The sequence below is a fragment of the Streptococcus minor DSM 17118 genome (assembly GCF_000377005.1).
Lineage (GTDB): Bacteria > Bacillota > Bacilli > Lactobacillales > Streptococcaceae > Streptococcus > Streptococcus minor.
Genome location: NZ_AQYB01000031.1, coordinates 19202 through 35278 on the forward strand (window position 1 = coordinate 19202; position 16077 = coordinate 35278).

Below are 16077 nucleotides of genomic sequence, written 5' to 3' on the forward strand. Positions count from 1 at the left end.
AAATGGATATTAGACAGGTTACTGAAACCATTAAGATGATTGAAGAGCAAAATTTCGATATTCGGACCATTACGATGGGGATTTCGCTCTTGGATTGTATTGATACCGATATCGACCGAGTGGCAGACAAAGTTTATCATAAGATTGTAACTAAGGCTGGTAGGCTAGTAGCAGTTGGTGATGAAATCGCAGCGGAGCTTGGAATTCCTATTGTCAATAAGCGTGTGTCCGTTACGCCGATCTCCTTGATTGGGGCAGCAACGGATGCGACCAACTACGTTCCCATCGCCAAGGCTCTAGATAAGGCTGCTCATGAAATTGGTGTTGATTTTATTGGTGGCTATTCTGCTTTGGTACAAAAAGGTTACCAAAAAGGAGACGAAATCCTCATCAACTCCATTCCCCAAGCATTGGCTGAAACCCAGAAGGTGTGTTCATCGGTCAACATCGGTTCCACCAAGACTGGCATCAATATGACAGCCGTACGAGATATGGGGCGGATTATCAAAGAGACAGCAGAAGCTTCTGAAATGGGACCTGCTAAGCTTGTGGTTTTTGCTAATGCAGTCGAGGATAATCCTTTTATGGCTGGAGCTTTCCATGGTGTTGGTGAAGCAGATGTAGTCATCAATGTCGGGGTTTCAGGACCTGGTGTGGTGAAGCGAGCTTTAGAAAAAGTGCGTGGTGAAAGTTTTGATGTAGTAGCTGAAACAGTCAAGAAAACAGCCTTCAAGATTACTCGTATCGGTCAATTAGTTGGTACACTAGCCTCTGAACGTCTAGGTGTTAAGTTCGGAATTGTGGATTTATCCCTAGCACCGACTCCAGCAGTCGGTGACTCTGTAGCTCGTGTTCTAGAAGAAATGGGACTTGAAATGGTTGGGACCCACGGAACGACAGCGGCTCTAGCACTCCTCAATGATGCAGTAAAAAAAGGTGGTGTTATGGCCTGCAACCAAGTCGGTGGTTTATCCGGTGCTTTTATTCCTGTATCAGAAGATGAGGGGATGATTGCTGCTGTTCAGGCTGGTTCTCTCAATCTGGAAAAACTAGAAGCTATGACTGCTATCTGTTCGGTTGGTTTGGATATGATTGCTATTCCAGAGAATACACCATATGAGACCATTGCTGCTATGATTGCAGATGAGGCTGCGATTGGGGTTATCAATCAAAAGACTACAGCGGTGCGTATCATTCCGAAAGGAAAAGAAGGTGATATGATTGAGTTTGGTGGTCTGTTGGGGACAGCCCCTGTGATGAGAGTCAACGAACATTCATCAGCTGATTTTATTGCTCGAGGTGGGCAAATTCCGGCTCCTATTCATAGTTTTAAGAACTAATCTATCATTTGGTAACTAGTCAGAAATAGCAGAGACTATCCATCTTTGCTATTTTTTAATGTCAAACCGACTTTTCATTCTTCAGAATTCCTGCTTTTTGGTGTATTTTTGGTATAATAGAACTATCTACAGGAGGAAAAATGATGACAGAAACAAGACTGTATATTGCACGTCATGGCAAGACCATGTTTAATACAATTGGTCGAATTCAGGGGTGGGCAGATACACCGTTGACTACTACTGGTGAAGAAGGTATTCGCGAATTGGGCCTGGGTCTTAAGGATGCTGGTCTCAATTTTAAATTGGCTGTTTCCAGTGATTTAGGACGAACTGTTCAAACTATTACGATTGCCCAGAAAGAGTTAGATATTTTGGGCCAAATCCCTTATTACCAAGACAAGCGTATCCGTGAGTGGTGTTTTGGAAGTTTTGAAGGAATGTATGATGCAGATCTATTTAGTGGAGTCCTGCCACGGATTAGTGGTATTGTAGATGCTACTACTATGTCTTTTGAAGAGATTGCCAATGGTATCGTGGAAGCTGATACAGCTAATTGGGCTGAGAGTTGGGAAGTGTTGAGTGGTAGGATTTTGGATGGATTTGCTTCCATTGCTCGTAAAGTTGAGCGCCAAGGTGGAGGCAATGCCTTAGTTGTCAGCCATGGTATGACGATTGCAACCTTAGTGGACTTGCTAGAACCAGAAAGTCAAAAAAGACTAGTCCTTGACAATGGCAGTGTGACTGTTATCAAATATGCAGATGGCAAGATGACAGTTGAGTCAGTAGGTGATATGTCTTATCGCCAACGTGGAGCAGAGATGCTAGAGAAAATGAACTAATCGAGTTAACGAAAGCCAAGAAATGTTTCTTGGCTTTTTTTCGGAAAATATCTAAAAGAAAGCAGGAAGGGCAATCAAAAAAACATTACATACCTAGGTCTTTAGACGGATTTTTAGCACTCTTGTACAAAGAGTGCTAATTTTTTCTTGACAAGTTGGAAAATCAAGGTATAATGGAAGTAGGTTTTAGCACTCCAGCTGATAGAGTGCTAAATCATCCTGAAACTAGGGTGAATATAGCTGGAAATATAGCTTAAGAGGCAAATATCTGTAGACCAAGGGGGTGATGGGCATTGTGATAACCCAACGGCAAAATGAAATCTTAAATCTGATTGTGGAACTTTTTACACAGACCCATGAGCCAGTTGGTTCCAAGGCTTTACAAGCTCTCATTGCTTCATCCAGTGCGACGATTCGAAATGATATGGCGAAGTTAGAGAAGCTAGGCTTGCTAGAAAAAGCGCATACTTCCAGTGGTCGTATGCCTAGTCCAGCAGGTTTTCAATATTTTGTCAAACACTCGTTAAATATGGATAATATTGATGAACAGGATATTTATCAGGTGGTTAAGGCTTTTGATTTTGAAGCCTTTAAGCTAGAAGATATTCTGCAGAAGGCGGGTCAGATTCTGGCAGATTTAACAGGCTATTCGGCTGTGATTTTGGATGTCGAACCAGCTAGGCAAAAATTGACAGCTTTCGATATTGTTCAGCTATCTAACCATGATGCTCTGGCAGTTCTAACATTGGATGAATCAAAGCCAGCGACGGTACAGTTCGCTATTCCGAAAAATTTCCTAACACGTGATTTGTTGACTATCAAGCAGATAGTAGACGATCGCTTACTTGGACGTTCAGTCATGGATATCCATTACAAACTGCGGACAGAGATTCCACAGATTGTACAGCGGTATTTCACCACAACAGACAATGTATTAGACTTGTTTGACTATGTCTTTGCAGAGCTCTTCAAGGAAACAGTCTTTGTGGCTGGGAAAGTTAATTCTCTAGAGTATGCGGATTTTCAAACTTATCAGTTCTTAGATGATAAGCAGGGAGTAGCCTTGGCCTTTCGTCAACATTTGGCAGAGGACCAGATGGCTAGTGTCCAGGTCGCAGACAGTAAGGAGGAGGCTCTGGCTAATGTCACGGTCCTGACTCATCGTTTTTTGATTCCTTATCGGGGCTTCGGGATTTTGAGCTTGATTGGCCCGATTGATATGGATTACCGACGTAGTGTTAGTCTAGTGAATGTCGTTGGTCGAGTTCTGGCCATGAAGCTAGGTGATTACTATCGCTATCTCAATAGCAACCATTATGAAGTCCATTAAACAAATAATAGTATAAAGAGGTGAAAATCTTGTCTGAAGAAGTAAAAAATGAAGAGGTTTTAGAAGAAGTGGAAATCGTCGATGAAACGGTTGAAGAAACGCCAGAAAAAACCGAATTAGATTTGGCTAATGAGCGTGCGGAAGATTTTGAAAATAAATACTTACGGGCTCATGCAGAAATGCAAAACATCCAGCGCCGTGCCAACGAAGAGCGCCAAAGCCTGCAGCGCTATCGTTCGCAGGATTTGGCTAAGAAAGTCTTGCCGAGCCTAGATAACTTGGAGCGGGCCCTTCAAGTCGAAGGTCTGACAGAAGATGTCAAAAAAGGTATCGAGATGGTTCAAGAAAGTTTGGTGCAAGCATTGAAAGGAGAAGGCGTCGAAGAAGTTCCAGTAGAGAACTTTGATCCAAATTTCCACATGGCTGTCCAAACTCTGCCAGCAGATGATGACCACCCAGCAGATAGTATCGCTCAAGTCTTCCAAAAAGGCTATAAGCTTCACGAACGTTTGTTAAGACCAGCCATGGTGGTAGTATACAATTAGTTTAGTGCTTGCTTAGCAAACTGACCGGAAAGTCGTTAAACTACTAAAAAATCTTATAAAAATAAAGCCGTAGGCTTGCCTCACAGCGAATGCAGTGAGTTATCCTGATACTCTTTGCTATTTAAGAAGAGTATCATTGAAAAGAATAAAAAAATTAATTTTTGAAAGGATTTGAACTCGAACGAAATACTCGAAAATAAATTAACTACCTTGCATTCATCCAATACTTCGTAGGTTTCCTAATTTTCAGTTCCATGTTCGGCGTTCTAGGGATCATTATTATGTCTAAAATTATCGGTATTGACTTAGGTACAACAAACTCAGCAGTCGCAGTTCTTGAAGGAACTGAAAGCAAAATCATCGCAAATCCAGAAGGAAATCGTACAACACCATCTGTTGTTTCCTTTAAGAATGGAGAAATTATCGTAGGTGATGCGGCAAAACGTCAAGCAGTGACCAATCCAGATACTATCATGTCCATCAAATCCAAAATGGGCTCATCTGAAAAAGTTTCAGCGAACGGCAAAGAGTATACACCACAAGAAATTTCAGCTATGATTCTACAATACTTGAAAGGATATGCTGAAGACTATCTTGGTGAAAAAGTAACCAAAGCTGTTATTACTGTTCCAGCTTATTTCAATGATGCACAACGTCAAGCAACCAAAGACGCAGGTAAAATTGCAGGTTTGGAAGTAGAGCGGATTGTCAATGAGCCAACTGCAGCAGCTCTTGCTTATGGTTTGGACAAGACTGACAAAGAAGAAAAAATCCTAGTCTTTGACCTTGGTGGTGGTACTTTCGATGTATCCATCCTTGAGTTGGGTGATGGTGTCTTTGACGTATTAGCAACTGCTGGTGACAACAAGCTCGGTGGTGACGATTTTGACCAAAAAATCATTGATTGGTTGGTTGCTGAGTTCAAGAAAGAAAATGGTATCGATCTTGCAGCTGACAAGATGGCCTTGCAACGTTTGAAGGATGCAGCTGAAAAAGCGAAAAAAGATTTGTCAGGAGTGACGACCACTCAAATCAGCTTGCCGTTTATTACTGCAGGTGCAGCTGGTCCTCTTCACTTGGAAATGAGCTTGTCTCGTGCTAAATTTGATGATTTGACACGTGACTTGGTAGAGCGGACCAAAGTTCCTGTTCGTCAAGCCCTTTCTGATGCAGGCCTCAGCTTGTCAGAAATCGATGAAGTGATCTTGGTTGGTGGTTCAACCCGTATCCCAGCAGTCGTTGAAGCAGTGAAGGCTGAAACTGGTAAAGAGCCAAACAAATCTGTTAACCCTGACGAAGTAGTTGCTATGGGTGCGGCTATCCAAGGCGGTGTCATCACTGGTGATGTGAAAGATGTTGTTCTTCTGGATGTGACACCATTGTCACTCGGTATTGAAACTATGGGTGGTGTATTTACTAAACTGATTGAGCGTAATACAACTATCCCTACTTCTAAATCACAAGTATTCTCAACAGCAGCTGACAACCAGCCAGCGGTAGATATCCATGTTCTTCAAGGTGAGCGTCCAATGGCGGCAGACAACAAAACGCTTGGTCGTTTCCAATTGACAGACATTCCTGCAGCTCCTCGTGGTATTCCACAAATCGAAGTAACCTTTGATATTGATAAAAATGGTATTGTTTCTGTAAAAGCTAAAGACCTTGGTACGCAAAAAGAGCAACACATCGTCATCCAATCTAACTCAGGTCTGACTGATGAAGAAATCGACCGTATGATGAAGGATGCGGAAGCCAACGCTGAGGCAGATGCGAAACGTAAAGAAGAAGTAGATCTCCGCAACAACGTGGATCAAGCTATCTTTGCGACTGAAAAGACTATTAAAGAAACAGAAGGCAAAGGCTTTGATGCTGAACGCGATGCAGCTCAAGCAGCTCTTGATGAGTTGAAAGCAGCCCAAGAAGCGAACAATATCGAAGATATGAAGACAAAATTGGAAGCCCTCAATGAAAAAGCACAAGCTCTTGCAGTGAAAATGTATGAGCAAGCAGCCGCAGCTCAACAAGCAGCTCAAGGTGCAGAGGGTGCTCAAACTAACCCAACAGGTGATGATGATATCGTTGATGGAGAATTTACTGAGAAGTAAGACAATCAACAGATTGGTTTAGCCTGTGAGGAAAAAACAAGAGACGAGCGATAAGCCTGGTGGACTGTTTTATCCCGGGTTAAGAAACAATGAATAGTAGTCCAATCACAGAGGTTGCACCCAGCCTCTGTTTTTGGGTAATATCCGCCTAATTTTTATAGAAAGGAAAGTGTTCGTAACTGAACACGGGCTACTTTTTAAATTTCAAGAAAAGGAATACAAGTTCGGTCATTTGAACACAGGCTAAAAACCTGGTGAAAAAGATACATTTTCTAGTGTGAAGTACACACTGCGTCAGTTTCCTATTTTCACTTTGTTTAACTTTTACAGAAAGGAATAAAGTTCGATTATACGAACACAGTCGTTTAAAAATGGTATTCTTGCGTGATTTTATTGGTGCAACTGAATACGCCTACAACTCTGTGAAAAAAGATAAATCCTCCTAGATAGAAAGTTATCTCTGTCGGATTTTCTATTTTTCTTTGAGTCGCTTAACGGCTTAATATCTTACATTATGAACAATACAGAATATTACGATCGTCTTGGGGTTTCCAAAAACGCTTCACAAGACGAGATAAAAAAGGCTTATCGTAAGCTATCCAAGAAATACCATCCAGATATCAATAAGGAGGCTGGTGCTGAGCAGAAATATAAGGATGTTCAGGAAGCCTACGAAACCTTGAGTGATGAACAAAAGCGTGCTGCCTATGATCAATATGGACCAGCTGGTGCCAACGGTGGTTTTGGTGGTGGCGGTTTCTCTGGTTTTGATGGTGGAGGCTTTGGTGGCTTTGAAGATATCTTCTCTAGCTTCTTTGGTGGCGGGGGAGCAAGGCGCAATCCAAACGCTCCACGTCAAGGTGATGACCTGCAATACCGTGTTCAGCTCAAGTTCGAAGAGGCTGTTTTCGGTGCAGAAAAAGAGGTCAGCTATCACCGTGAAGCGACTTGTCGCACTTGTACGGGTTCAGGAGCTAAACCAGGAACCAGTCCGGTCACATGTAGCCGTTGTCATGGGTCAGGTGTCATCAATGTTGACACTCAAACCCCGCTTGGAACCATGCGCCGTCAAATGACCTGTGACGCCTGTCATGGCCGTGGTCAACAAATTCCAAATCCATGTGAAACCTGTCGCGGTACTGGGCATGAAAAACGTTCGCATACAGTGACTGTTAAGATTCCAGCTGGTGTCGAAACGGGTCAACAAATCCGTTTGGCCGGCCAAGGGGAAGCAGGTTTCAATGGTGGTGCTTATGGTGATCTTTTTGTTATTATCCAAGTGCAGTCATCTGATAAGTTTGAGCGTGATGGCATGACTATCTACTACAAGCTGAACCTCAACTTTGTTCAAGCTGCTTTGGGGGATACAGTCCATGTGCCAACTGTGCACGGTGATGTGGACTTGATTATTCCTGAAGGAACCCAGACAGGCAAGAAATTCCGCCTTAAGGGCAAAGGTGCACCTAGCCTACGTGGCAATGCAGTTGGTGACCAATACGTGACTGTAAATGTTGTCACACCAACTGGCCTCAATGAGCGCCAGAAAGCAGCCCTCAAAGATTTTGCCGAAGCGGGAAACATCCAGGTTCAACCGCAGAAAAAAGGCTTTTTTGACAAGGTAAAAGATGCCTTTGAAGACCTATAAACTATAAAGAGACTCAGTTGTAAGAACTGGGTCTTTTCTCTTGCGGACCACTTGGTTTTCATGATAAGCTAGGGGAAAGCGAAAGGGGAGAAGATGGAATTTAAAGATGCTACTGCCATGGCCCAGGCGGTAAAAGATGGCCATGTTTCGCCTATTGAATTGGTACAAGCTAGTATCGATAGAATTGAGGAACTCAACCCTTCTATTCATGCGGTGGTGGACAAACAGTACGATGAAGCTCTAGCTAGAGCGACTGCTATTCATGGTGCAGACAAGGTGTTTGGTGGAGTACCTATTTTGTTAAAGGATTTGGGGCAAAATCAAGCAGGGCACATGTCTACTTCAGGCTCCAGACTTTTTGCTCGATACAAATCTAGACAGACGGATTGCTTTGTGGAACGCCTGGAAAGTCTGGGGTTTATCGTACTAGGTCGGACCAGTACGCCTGAATTTGGTTTCAAGAATATATCGGATTCAAGTCTTCATGGTCCAGTTCATTTGCCATGGGACCGACAGCGAAATGCGGGTGGTTCAAGTGGTGGTTCTGCTGCTGCGGTAGCAACTGGCATGGTTCCAATTGCCGCCGCGTCTGATGGTGGTGGGTCTATTCGTATCCCAGCTAGCTTCAATGGCTTAATTGGCCTTAAACCTAGTCGTGGTCGTATGCTAGTCGGCCCCTCAAGTTATCGGGGTTGGCAAGGGGCTTCTGTCCATTTTGCTTTAACCAAGTCTATCCGAGATACACAGGTACTCTTAAAGAACATGCAAGTTTGCCAACTAGAAAGCCCTTTTCCCCTCCCCACCTTATCAGAAGCAGAACTAGCTTTTGAACTCGCCAGACCACTTAGAATCGCTTATTGCCTAGCTTCTCCTATCGGTAGCCCTGTCTCGATAGATGCCCAGCAGGCTGTATTAGAGGCGGTTGAGCAGTTGAAAAACTTAGGACATCAGATAGTAGAATTGGCAGAATTTCCTATCAATGGAATAGAAGTTGTCAAATCTTATTATCTGATGAACAGCGTAGAGACTGCCCAAATGTTTGATGGGATTGAATCCATGCTTGGTCGCTCCGTGACAGTTGATGATATGGAGCTTATGACTTGGGCTATCTACCAATCAGGTCAAACAATTCCAGCCAAAATTTATTCTAAAAACCTACAGGACTGGGATGTCTATAGTGCCCAGATGGCAGAATTTCACAAGGAATACGATATCTTGTTGACACCGACAGTAGCGGATGTAGCTCCTCTACACAATCAATTCCAACTATCGGTTTCTCTTCAGCAAGATCTGGCCAATATGGCTAGTTTCTCCATGCTGGATCAGCAAGATTTGATTTGGGAGATGTTTGCAGACAGCCTAGCTTGGACTCCTTTTACTCTTTTTGCCAATCTGACTGGTCAGCCTGCCCTTTCTCTCCCTACTTATGAAACAGCAAATGGCCTACCTATCGGAATTCAGCTGATTGCGGCCAAGGGCCGCGAAGATCTACTTTTAGCTCTTTCGAGACAGTTGGAGCTACTGGATTTTCTTAAAGTTAAAGCCTTATAAAATTTTCGGTTCAAATAATTGATAAAGATTTTTTCTTATGTTAACCTTTTATTTGTTATACGGTAACAAGAGTTTTCTTTTAACCGTAAGATCAGTTAGAAAAAGTGTCTGATAGCAGATTTTCTAACGAATCCCCCATTCTCAGTATCTTAATAAAAGGAGATTTTATGTTGAAAAAAATATGGGCTTCAGCCGTCGTTCTCTCATCGTTAGCTTTGATTGCTTGTTCTAATGGTGCATCTCAATCATCGGAAAAAACAAGCACAGAGTGGGACCGTGTTCAGAAAGCTGGTGTCCTTAAAGTAGCAACACCCGGTACTCTTTTCCCAACCTCATATTACAATGACGATAAAGAATTGGTTGGATATGAAATTGATATGATGAACGAGATTGGTAAGCGTTTGGATCTCCAGATTGAATACCAAGAAATCGGTGTTGCGGAAGCATTTACTGCGGTGGATAGTGGCAAGGTAGACATCGCTGTCAATAACTTTGATACGACACCTGAGCGCTTGGAAAAGTACAACATTTCTATTCCTTATAAGTATTCTGTAGGTGGCTACATCGTCCGTGAGGATGGTACTTCCGGGCTAGAAAAAGCAGATTTGAGTGACTGGGAAGGCAAGAAGGCTGGTGGAGGAGCTGGGACTCAGTACATGAAGATTGCTAAGAAGTTAGGAGCAGAGCCAGTTATTTATGACAATGTTACCAACGATGTGTACTTGCGTGATGTCTCCACTGGTCGTACAGACTTTATTCCAAATGACTACTATACACAAGTTATGGCTATCAAGTGGGTTAAGAGCAACTTCCCTGACATCAAGGTTAAGATGGGTGAAGCGAAATATAACCCAACTGAGCAAGGTATCGTCATGAAAAAGACAGATGACAGTCTCAAGAAACAACTGGATAAGGTCATCAAGGAAATGCAAGAAGACGGAACTCTTAAATCTATTTCTGAAAAATACTATGCAGGTCAAGATTTGACTCAACCAATTGAAGGAGCAGAAGACCTTCCAGTTATTGACACAGCTGATGTAGAATAGGTCAAAAGAGTTCAGACGAAATTGCTAAACCGTCAGATAAGACAAACACTTTCAAAATAGGTTAAAGTACAAAGAGTCCTGGGGCTATGTTTGCTCCAGACTCTTTTTAAACGCAAAAGGAGCACACATGAACCTCAATTGGCAAGCTATTTTCAATCTAGAGATTGCCTTAGAAGCCATACCGCAAATCCTAGAAGGACTTCCCTATACTCTGGCTTTATCTCTTATCGGTTTTGGTCTTGGTACTTTTATGGGCTTTTTTGTAGCCCTCTTAAGGATGTCCCAAATAGTACCCTTTCGTTGGTTGGCTATGATTCACATCTCCCTCATGCGAGGGATTCCGCTTATGGTTCTGCTCTTTTTTATCTATTTTGGATTGCCTTTTATGGGGATTCAGTTAGATGCGATTTCTTCCACTATTATCGCTTTTACTTCTATGTCCAGTGCCTATATATCGGAAATTATTCGTTCTTCACTACAGGCGGTTGACAAGGGGCAGTGGGAGGCGGCCAGATCTCTTGGGTTGCGGACACCGATTATTTATCGAAAGATTATTATTCCCCAAGCCTTTCGCATTGCTCTTCCCCCCTTAAGCAATGTCCTCTTGGACATGGTTAAGAGTACCTCTCTGACCGCTATGATTACCGTACCTGAAATCTTCAACAAGGCAAAGATTGTTGGTGGAGCCAAATCGGACTACATGACTGTCTACATCTGCGTAGCCCTGATTTATTGGGTCATTTGTACAATTTATGCTTTTGGTCAACTGCAATTGGAAAAACGTTTAGCGACTTATTAAAAACCCAGCTCACCGAGCTGGGTTTTGTAGTTCTAAAATCAAGAGCTCCTTACTTTGCTAGTTTCTGTTGACAATCTGGGCAGATGCCGTAGATGGATAAGACTTCTTTGGTAATCTTATAGCCAGTTTGCTCTTGAGCTTCTTTTTTCAAGCTGGGGATTTCAACATCCATGAAATCGGTGATTTTACCACAGACCTGACAGATGATATTGAGGTGCTCGTGGCCCATAAAGTCATAGTAGGTGGTGGTATCATTGGCGCGCTTGATCTCGGTCACAAAGCCTTCTTCTAAGAGCAGGCGCAAGTTGTTGTAAACAGTCGCTAAGCTCATGTTTGGGAACTGAGGCAGCAAATCCATATAAATCATCTCAGCACTGGGATGGCTGTCACTTTCAATGATATAAGCCACCACAGCCTTACGGGTCTCGGTGATGCGAATACCTTTTTCTTTGAGGTGGGTAATGACATGTTCATAGCTAGTTTGTTCTTGGTGATTGAGGTGGGAGTGGAGTTCCATGGCTTCCTCCTTCTTTTTATAAACAGAAAGTTTCTACATAATTTTTCTTTATTATACCCCTTTTTTACAAAATCTCCTACAAATATTCCTTGGCCTTATCTGTGCTAGCACAGATACAGATACTTGTGCTTGTTTGCTAAGCCTGCTCATGCTACAATCATTACATGACAAGATACAAAGCAATCATTTCTTATGATGGGACCCTCTTTGCCGGTTTTCAGCGCCAGCCTCAGGAGCGGACTGTTCAGGAAGAATTAGAAAAAACCCTCTGCAAATTAAATAGTGGTCAGCCTGTCACAGTCCATGGGGCGGGGCGGACAGATGCTGGTGTGCATGCTTATGGTCAAGTAGTTCATTTTGATTTGCCTCAATCTAGGGATGTGGAAAAGTTGCGTTTTGCTCTTGATACGCAAGGGCCAGAGGATTTGGACATTGTCTCGGTTGAGCAGGTCTCTGATCGTTTTCATGCCCGATACCAAAAGCATAGTAAGACCTACGAATTTTTAGTGGACAATGGTCGTCCAAAAAATCCTATGATGCGCCATTACGCTACTCATTATCCCTATCATCTAGACTTGAAACCTATGCAGGAAGCCATAAAGGACCTAGTGGGAACCCATGATTTTACAGGCTTCACCGCCTCTGGGACAGCTGTTGAAAACAAGGTTCGTACTATTAGCCAAGCTAAGTTACATCGGGATGAGAAGACAGGATTTTTGGTATTTACATTTACTGGCAATGGTTTTCTCTACAAACAGGTCCGCAATATGGTTGGAACCTTACTCAAGATTGGTAATGGACGGATGCCCATCAGCCAAATCAAGACTGTCCTCGAAAAAAAGGACCGCAATCTTGCTGGTCCAACCGCTGCCGGTAACGGTCTCTATCTAAAGGAGATTATCTATGAAGACTAAGTATATTTTAGCCATTTCTGGCAATGACATTTTTAGTGGTGGTGGTTTATATGCGGACTTAGCCACCTATACTACCCACCATCTTCACGGATTTGTAGCGGTGACTTGTCTGACTGCTATGACGGACAAAGGGTTTGAAGTATTTGCAACAGATTCATCTGTTTTTTCTCATCAATTAAAGAGTTTGAAGGATGTTCCTTTTTCTGGCATCAAATTGGGTCTGCTTCCCAATGTAGAGATTGCGGAATTAGCCCTAGCATTTGTCAAAGAACATGCAGATATTCCCATCGTTTTAGATCCGGTTCTGGTCTGCAAGGAGAACCATGATGTAGAAGTGAGTGTTCTGCGTGATGAACTCTTGAAATTCCTCCCCTATGTCACCATCATTACACCAAACTTGGTCGAAGCAGAGCTTCTGTCCCAAAAAAGTATTCAAACCTTGGAGGATATGAAGGCTGTGGCCAAGGAACTTCATGAATTGGGTGCAAAAAATGTGGTCATTAAGGGTGGCAATCGCTTCAGTCAAACGGTGGCTGTCGATGTCTTTTACGATGGGCAAGACTTTCATGTATTGGAAAATCCTGTTTTGAATCATAACAATATCGGTGCTGGCTGTACTTTTGCTTCTAGTATTGCTAGCCAACTTCTTTTGGGGAATCCAGTTTTAGAGGCTGTTCAATTTTCCAAGAATTTTGTCTACCAGGCTATTCTACATTCAGACCAATATGGAGTAAAACAACATTATGACAAAACATAGAACCAAAGAATTAACTTTATTGGCTATTTTAACAGCGCTGAGTATAGCTCTAGCCTATATACATGTTCCCTCGCCAACGGGTTTTTTGACCTTGCTGGATATTGGTGTTTACTTTACAGCTTTTTACTTGGGCTCCAAGTCAGGGGCAATTGTGGGCGGTTTAGCTGGATTTCTAATTGATTTGCTTCTAGGTTATCCGCAGTACATGGTTCACAGTCTGATTGCCCATGGTGCTCAAGGTTTCTTTGCCGGATGGACAGGGAAGAAGCGCGCCTTTGGCATTGTTTTAGCTAGCATCATTATGGTTGGCTGGTATGTTTTGGCAGCTCTTCTATTAGGCTATGGTCTAGGAGGAGCATTAGCAGGTATCTGGGGAAATATCTTGCAAAATGCTGTCGGAGCCGTCGGCGGTTATGTCTTGTTTCTTGCTGTTAAACAGATTCCAAAGAGAGGTATAGCATGAACCTAGTTGAACTTGCAAAACAGACTCGAGCGATACTCCTAGATATTCTCGAGCGATCTGCTATCCGACCAGGCCAGATTTTTGTGCTTGGTTTATCCTCGAGCGAGGTAGCAGGCGGCGTTATCGGTAAAAACTCCAGTGCGGAAATTGGCGAAGTCATTGTTAAGAGCATTCTAGATGAGTTGAACCAGCGCGGAATTCATCTAGCCGTTCAAGGATGTGAACACCTCAATCGAGCCTTGGCTGTTGAGCGTCAAGTAGCAGAAGATAAGGATTTGGAAATTGTCAATGTATTGCCTAGCTTGCATGCTGGTGGTAGTGGGCAGGTTGCAGCCTTTAAGCTAATGAAGGACCCCGTTGAGGTTGAAGAAATCCTGGCTCACGCAGGTTTGGATATCGGTGATACCAGTATTGGTATGCATATCAAACGAGTTCAAGTTCCCCTAGTTCCCATCCAAAGAGAGCTAGGTGGTGCCCACGTAACTGCTCTAGCTAGCCGCCCAAAATTGATTGGAGGAGCACGTGCTAACTACGGGCAGGATGAGATTAGAAAAAATTAGCAGTCAGCCTAGGCTGACTTTTTTCAAATAAAACTTCTTTCATTCGTGTACACGATTATTCACTACAATAAACAAAAAAACAGACGATTGATGGTGTTGTTATAAAAGAATTGGATTAAGACGAGAAGCTGACCTTTCTCCTTGTTTTAAAGAAGTTCAGCACTAAGCTGTTCATTTCCGAAATGTCGTTATAAAATCATTGAAAAGCCTGATAATTGTGTTATAATGAAGAGTATGCAAAAAAATAATAAGGAGAATGACAGAATGTCTGTATCATTTGAAGCAAAAGAAACTAACCGCGGTGTATTGACTTTTACCATTAGTCAAGATGCGATTAAACCAGAGTTAGACCGCGTATTTAACAAAGTAAAAAAGAATATCAATGTGCCTGGTTTCCGTAAAGGTCACTTGCCACGCGCTGTTTTTAACCAGAAATTTGGCGAAGAAGCTCTATACGAAGATGTTGTGAATGCCCTATTACCGGCAGCCTATGAAGCAGCTGTAAAAGAAGCTGGTCTTGAAGTCGTAGCACAGCCAAAAATTGATGTTACTTCTATGGAAAAAGGTCAAGATTGGACCATTACTGCAGAAGTTGTTACTAAGCCAGAAGTAAAATTAGGTGAGTACAAAGACCTCAAGGTTTCTGTTGAAGTATCTAAAGAAGTAACAGATGAAGAAGTGGACGCTAAAGTTGAGCGTGAACGCAACAATTTGGCTGAATTGGTCATCAAAGAAGACGAAGCAGCTACTGGAGATACAGTTGTGATTGATTTTGTTGGTTCTGTTGATGGCGTTGAGTTTGACGGAGGCAAAGGCGATAACTACTCTCTTGAACTCGGATCTGGTCAATTCATCCCTGGTTTTGAAGACCAGTTGGTAGGTAGCAAAGCAGGTGATACTGTCAATGTTAATGTGACATTCCCAGAAGACTACCAAGCAGCAGATCTTGCTGGTAAAGATGCCCTTTTCGTAACAACCATTCATGAGGTAAAAGCTAAGGAAGTACCGGCCTTGGATGACGAGTTGGCAAAAGACATCGACGAAGAGGTAGAAACACTAGATGAATTGAAAGCTAAATACCGCAAGGAATTAGAAGCAGCTAAAGCAATTGCCTTTGATGATGCAGTTGAAGCAGCAGCTATCGAGTTGGCTGTTGAAAATGCAGAAATTGTTGAACTTCCAAGTGAAATGGTTCATGAAGAAGTACACCGCTCAATGAACGAATTCTTAAATGGTATGCAACAACAAGGTATCACCAAAGAATTGTACTTCCAAATCACTGGTACGACTGAAGAAGACCTTCACAAACAACATGAGGCAGATGCTGAAAAACGTACTAAGACCAACTTGGTAATTGAAGCTATTGCGAAAGCAGAAGGTTTTGAAGCAAGTGAAGAAGAAGTAGAAAAAGAAATTGCTGACTTGGCAGCTACATACAACATGGAAGTAGCTCAAGTGAAGTCACTTCTTTCAGCAGACATGCTACACCATGACATCGCTGTGAAGAAAGCTGTAGAATTGGTGACATCAACTGCAACAGTGAAATAAAAAAATGGTCCTAGGACCATTTTTTTCTGTCCCTAGAAGCTGAAAGACCTCTTTATTATTTTTCTAATCTAGTTATTCAGAGTACAAATTTCTTTGACTAATTGGGGAAATTAGCGTA

Annotated in this window: 15 protein-coding genes; 14 read left to right on the forward strand and 1 reads right to left on the reverse strand. The window is 42.6% G+C overall.

Features of this window, described 5'->3' with window-relative positions; all coding sequences use genetic code 11:
- Positions 1–2: 2 nt before the first annotated feature.
- The 9 genes from F602_RS0104280 (at position 3) to F602_RS0104320 (ending at position 11200) form a co-directional block, all read left to right on the forward strand.
- Complete coding sequence (locus F602_RS0104280) at positions 3–1340, forward strand: PFL family protein (protein WP_018166727.1); 1338 nt, start codon at positions 3–5, stop codon at positions 1338–1340.
- 143 nt (positions 1341–1483) lie between these two features.
- On the forward strand, positions 1484–2179 hold the full coding sequence (locus F602_RS0104285; protein WP_026183300.1) for a histidine phosphatase family protein: 696 nt from the start codon (positions 1484–1486) through the stop codon (positions 2177–2179).
- A 295-nt stretch (positions 2180–2474) separates the two neighbouring features.
- Entirely contained in the window at positions 2475–3509 is a 1035-nt protein-coding gene (hrcA, locus tag F602_RS0104290) for a heat-inducible transcriptional repressor HrcA (protein WP_026183301.1), read from the forward strand.
- A 29-nt stretch (positions 3510–3538) separates the two neighbouring features.
- A complete protein-coding gene (gene grpE, locus F602_RS0104295) occupies positions 3539–4054 on the forward strand; it encodes a nucleotide exchange factor GrpE (RefSeq protein ID WP_018166730.1) in 516 nt (171 codons plus the stop codon).
- 281 nt (positions 4055–4335) lie between these two features.
- Positions 4336–6159 (forward strand): molecular chaperone DnaK, encoded by a 1824-nt coding sequence (gene dnaK, locus F602_RS0104300; RefSeq protein ID WP_018166731.1) that lies wholly within the window; start codon positions 4336–4338, stop codon positions 6157–6159.
- A 514-nt stretch (positions 6160–6673) separates the two neighbouring features.
- Positions 6674–7804 carry a molecular chaperone DnaJ gene (gene dnaJ, locus F602_RS0104305; protein ID WP_018166732.1) on the forward strand — a complete coding sequence of 377 codons (1131 nt, stop codon included), beginning with the start codon at positions 6674–6676 and terminating at the stop codon, positions 7802–7804.
- 93 nt (positions 7805–7897) lie between these two features.
- Positions 7898–9355 carry an amidase gene (locus F602_RS0104310; protein ID WP_018166733.1) on the forward strand — a complete coding sequence of 486 codons (1458 nt, stop codon included), beginning with the start codon at positions 7898–7900 and terminating at the stop codon, positions 9353–9355.
- A 167-nt stretch (positions 9356–9522) separates the two neighbouring features.
- Positions 9523–10401, forward strand: a complete 879-nt coding sequence (locus F602_RS0104315) for a transporter substrate-binding domain-containing protein (RefSeq protein ID WP_018166734.1) — start codon at positions 9523–9525, stop codon at positions 10399–10401.
- 127 nt (positions 10402–10528) lie between these two features.
- Positions 10529–11200 carry an amino acid ABC transporter permease gene (locus tag F602_RS0104320; protein ID WP_018166735.1) on the forward strand — a complete coding sequence of 224 codons (672 nt, stop codon included), beginning with the start codon at positions 10529–10531 and terminating at the stop codon, positions 11198–11200.
- A 49-nt stretch (positions 11201–11249) separates the two neighbouring features.
- Here F602_RS0104320 and F602_RS0104325 read toward each other — a convergent pair whose 3' ends face one another.
- Positions 11250–11717 (reverse strand): Fur family transcriptional regulator, encoded by a 468-nt coding sequence (locus tag F602_RS0104325; protein WP_018166736.1) that lies wholly within the window; start codon positions 11715–11717, stop codon positions 11250–11252.
- 164 nt (positions 11718–11881) lie between these two features.
- Between F602_RS0104325 and truA the strand changes: the two genes are divergently transcribed.
- The 5 genes from truA to tig all read left to right on the forward strand — a co-directional run bounded on the left by truA (position 11882) and on the right by tig (position 15959).
- Entirely contained in the window at positions 11882–12631 is a 750-nt protein-coding gene (gene truA / locus F602_RS0104330) for a tRNA pseudouridine(38-40) synthase TruA (RefSeq protein WP_018166737.1), read from the forward strand.
- Positions 12621–13388, forward strand: coding sequence for a bifunctional hydroxymethylpyrimidine kinase/phosphomethylpyrimidine kinase (locus tag F602_RS0104335; RefSeq protein WP_018166738.1), 768 nt, complete (start codon positions 12621–12623; stop codon positions 13386–13388). The genes truA and F602_RS0104335 overlap by 11 nt, the downstream gene beginning before the upstream one ends.
- Complete coding sequence (locus F602_RS0104340) at positions 13375–13851, forward strand: ECF transporter S component (RefSeq protein WP_018166739.1); 477 nt, start codon at positions 13375–13377, stop codon at positions 13849–13851. Before F602_RS0104335 ends, F602_RS0104340 begins: the two co-directional genes overlap by 14 nt.
- Positions 13848–14411: a TIGR01440 family protein gene (locus F602_RS0104345; protein ID WP_018166740.1), complete on the forward strand. Its 564-nt coding sequence runs from the start codon at positions 13848–13850 to the stop codon at positions 14409–14411. Before F602_RS0104340 ends, F602_RS0104345 begins: the two co-directional genes overlap by 4 nt.
- A 264-nt stretch (positions 14412–14675) precedes the next feature.
- Complete coding sequence (gene tig, locus F602_RS0104350) at positions 14676–15959, forward strand: trigger factor (RefSeq protein ID WP_018166741.1); 1284 nt, start codon at positions 14676–14678, stop codon at positions 15957–15959.
- Positions 15960–16077 lie beyond the last annotated feature (118 nt).